This is a genomic window from Streptomyces sp. NPDC003691 (assembly GCF_053981115.1).
In genome coordinates this window covers 1-3626 of the sequence record NZ_JBSFNQ010000201.1, presented here as the reverse complement: position 1 = coordinate 3626, position 3626 = coordinate 1, and the positions used below count along the sequence as shown (strand labels likewise).

The 3626-nt window shown below is 73.6% G+C and carries 2 protein-coding genes; both read left to right on the top strand.

The window, feature by feature from the left end; genetic code table 11:
- Window positions 1-3348, top strand: a 3348-nt coding sequence (locus tag ACWDR0_RS34690; protein WP_456355820.1) for an SDR family NAD(P)-dependent oxidoreductase, incomplete at its 5' end; no start/stop codon positions are given.
- Between the two features lie 40 nt (window positions 3349-3388).
- The coding region (locus tag ACWDR0_RS34685; RefSeq protein ID WP_456355819.1) for a polyketide synthase docking domain-containing protein at window positions 3389-3626 on the top strand (238 nt) is incomplete at its 3' end.

The following is a 3626-nucleotide window of genomic DNA, read 5'->3' as shown; positions in this document are numbered from 1 at the left end:
GCCCACACCCAACAACACCCCACCACCCACACCACACCCCACCAACACACCCTCCACCCCACCCTCCTCGACACCACCCTCCACCTCCTCCCACTCAGCGGTCCGGAACTGGACCCCGAGCTGATCCGCATCCCGTTCGCCTGGAAGAACGTGCAATTCTTCGCCACCGGTGTCACCGAACTCCGGGTGCAGTGCGTGCCGCGCGACGACGGTTCCGTATCGCTCTGGCTCACCGACACCTCCGGTGCCCCCGTGCTCTACGCGGAGGAACTCACCGTCCGGACCGTCTCCCGCGACCGGCTCGCCCGTTCGCTGGGCAGCACTCCCGGCAACGACAACGGACTGCACCGGCTCGGCTGGGAGGAGCTGCCCCCGGCGCCGGGCACGGTCCGGACCGGGCGCTGCGCCGTACTCGGCGCGGACGACCGGAGCCGGGCCCTGCTGCGGGCCCTGGCGGCGTCCGGCGGCCGGGCGGAGTCGTACGAGGATCTGGCCGGGCTGACCGCGGCCCTCGACGCGGGCGCTCCCGTACCCGATGTGGTGCTCGCTCCCAGCGCGCCGGTCACCGTACCCACCGGCCCGTCCGGCGCCGTACCCGAGACCGAAGGCGAACCCGTACCCGAAGCCGTACCGGTCCCGGACGCGGTCCGTGGTCTGGCGCGCCGGACGCTGGAGCTGGTTCAGGGCTGGGCCGCGGACTCCAGGCTGGCCGGGGCGACGCTGGCGGTGACGACCGGACGAGCCGTGGCCGTCCGGCCGGGCGACTCCGTCGACGATCCCGGCGGCGCCGCGGTCTGGGGTCTGCTGCGGTCGGCACAGGCCGAGCACCCGGGCGCCTTCGCCCTGCTCGACCTGGACGCCTACGAGGAGACGACCAGGGCACTGCCCGCGGCGATCGCCGCGATCCGCGGCGCCGACGAGCCGCAGCTCGCCGTACGGGAGGGGGCGGCGTACGTCCCGAGGCTGGCGCCCGTCGCGGACGAGGAGGCACTGTCCCTGCCCGACGGTCCGGACGGCTGGGTGCTGGACGCCCGGCCGCGGGGCACGCTGGAGAATCTGGCGCCCGTTCCCTCGGCCGCGGCCGGCGAGGCGCTGGAGCCCGGCCGGATCCGGGTCTCCGTCCGGGCGGCCGGGCTGAACTTCCGCGATGTCCTGATCGCGCTGGACATGTATCCGGGGAACGCGCCGATCGGCAGCGAGGCCGCGGGCGTGGTCCTGGAGACCGCGGACGATGTGACGGACCTGCGCCCGGGCGACCGGGTGTTCGGGCTCTTCCCCGGTGGTGTCGGCCCGGTCGCGGTGACCGACCGCAGGCTGGTGGCGCGGATCCCGGAAGGCTGGTCGTTCCCGCAGGCCGCGGTCGTACCGGTGGTGTATCTGACCGCGTACTACGGGCTGGCGGATCTGGCGGGCCTGGGCGCGGGCGAGTCGGTGCTGATCCATGCGGCGGCCGGTGGGGTGGGGCTGGCCGCGGTCCAGCTGGCGCACCACCGGGGTGCCGAGGTGTACGGGACGGCGAGCCGCGGCAAATGGGAGCTGCTCCGGGCGGCGGGGCTGCCGCCGGAGCGTATCGCGTCGTCGCGCGACACCGGGTTCACCGAGGCGTTTCTGTCGGCCACCGGCGGCCGGGGCGTGGACGTGGTCCTCAATTCGCTGGCCGGGGAGTTCGTCGACGCCTCGCTGGAGCTGCTGCCGCGCGGCGGCCGGTTCGTCGAGATGGGCAAGCTGGACGTCCGTGATCCCGGGGAGACGGCCGACCGCCACCCCGGGGTGCGGTACCGGCAGTTCGACATGGTGGAGGCCGGTCCGGAACGGATCCGGGAGATGCTGGCGGAGATCCTGGCGCTCTTCGACTCGGGTGCGCTGCGTCCGCTGCCGGTGACCGCGTGGCATGCGGCCGACGCCCTGGAGGCGTTCCGGTATCTGGGGCAGGCACGGCATGTGGGGAAGGTCGCCCTGCGGGTACCGCGTCCGCTGGACCCGGCGGGCACGGTGCTGATCACGGGAGGTACCGGCACCCTCGGCAGCCTCCTCGCCCGCCACCTCGTCACCGAACACCACATCACCCACCTCCACCTCGTCAGCCGCACCGGACCCGACACCCCCAACGCCCAAACCCTCCACACAGAACTCACCGCACTCGGCGCCCACACCACCATCACCGCCTGCGACACCTCCGACCCCCAAGCACTCCACACCCTCCTCACCACCATCCCCACCAACCACCCCCTCACCGCCGTCATCCACGCCGCCGGAACCCTCGACGACGCGACGGTGACATCGATGACCGGGGAGCAGCTCGACTCGGTGCTGCGGTCGAAGGTGGACGCGGCATGGCATCTGCACGAGTTGACGGCCGGGGCGGATCTCGCGGCGTTCGTGCTGTTCTCTTCGGCGGCGGGCACGCTGGGCGGTCCGGGGCAGGCGAACTACGCGGCCGGTAACGCGTTTCTCGACGCGCTGGCATGGCGGCGGCACCGAGCCGGTCTGCCGGCCTCGTCGGTGGTGTGGGGTCTGTGGGAGGACTCCAGCGGAATGACGGGGCATCTGACCGAGGGCGATGTCCGGCGTCTCGGCCGGGGCGGGCTGCGGCCGCTGTCGTCCACGGAGGGCCTGGCGCTGTTCGACGCCGCGCTGCGGGCGGTGGAGCCGGTGACCTTCGCGGCCCGGATCGACACCGGGGCGTTCGCCGCCGCGGACGGGGCGGCGCCGGTTCCGGTGGTGCTGCGTTCGCTGGTACGGGCGGATCCCGCGGCGGCGACGGGGTACGGAGCGCGACCGGGGCCGGCGGCCGCCGATGGACCGTCGCTGTCCGAGCGGCTGGCCGGGCTGACGGAGGCGGAGGCGGACGATGTCGTACTGGAGCTGATCCGGGAGCAGGTGGCCGTCGTGCTGGGGCACCGGGGTCCGGAGGCGGTGGTGGCGGACGAGGCGTTCAAGGACCTGGGCTTCGATTCGCTGACGGCCGTCGAGCTGCGCAACCGGCTGACCGCGGCCACGGGGCTGCCACTGGCGTCGACGCTGGTCTTCGACCATCCCACCCCGCAGGTCCTGGCCGGACACGTCCGCTCCCGGCTCGCGGAGGCGGAGGCACGGGCCGGGGCGGCGCCGGGGACGCAAACGGGAACGGGGACACCCGTTCTCGCGGAGATCGACGGGCTGGCACGCACACTGTCCGCGCTCTCGCCGGACGGTACGGACGACCCCGAGGGGGTCGAGGCCCGGCTCAGGGAGCTGCTGCGCGACTGGCAGGAGCGCACCCGGCCCGCCGAGCGGGCCGGTGATCTCACCGCGGCCTCCGACGACGATCTGTTCGAGGCGCTGGACCACGAATTCGGCACGGCCTGACCGGCCGCACCACGGGACGCAACCGAGGAGTCGATCTCTTATGGACCACGCCGGAACCACCGAGCAGGCGGCTCACCCGGACGGCGCCGGGGACGGTAACTCCGGACGGCTCCGCGAGTACCTCAGACGGGCCACCACCGAGCTGCGGCAGGCGAATCAGCGGCTGCGGGACATCGAGGAGGGGGAGCGGGAGCCGGTGGCGGTCATCGGGATCGGCTGCCGCTACCCCGGCGGCATCCGCAACCCCGACGACCTCTGGAACCTCGTCGACCACGCCA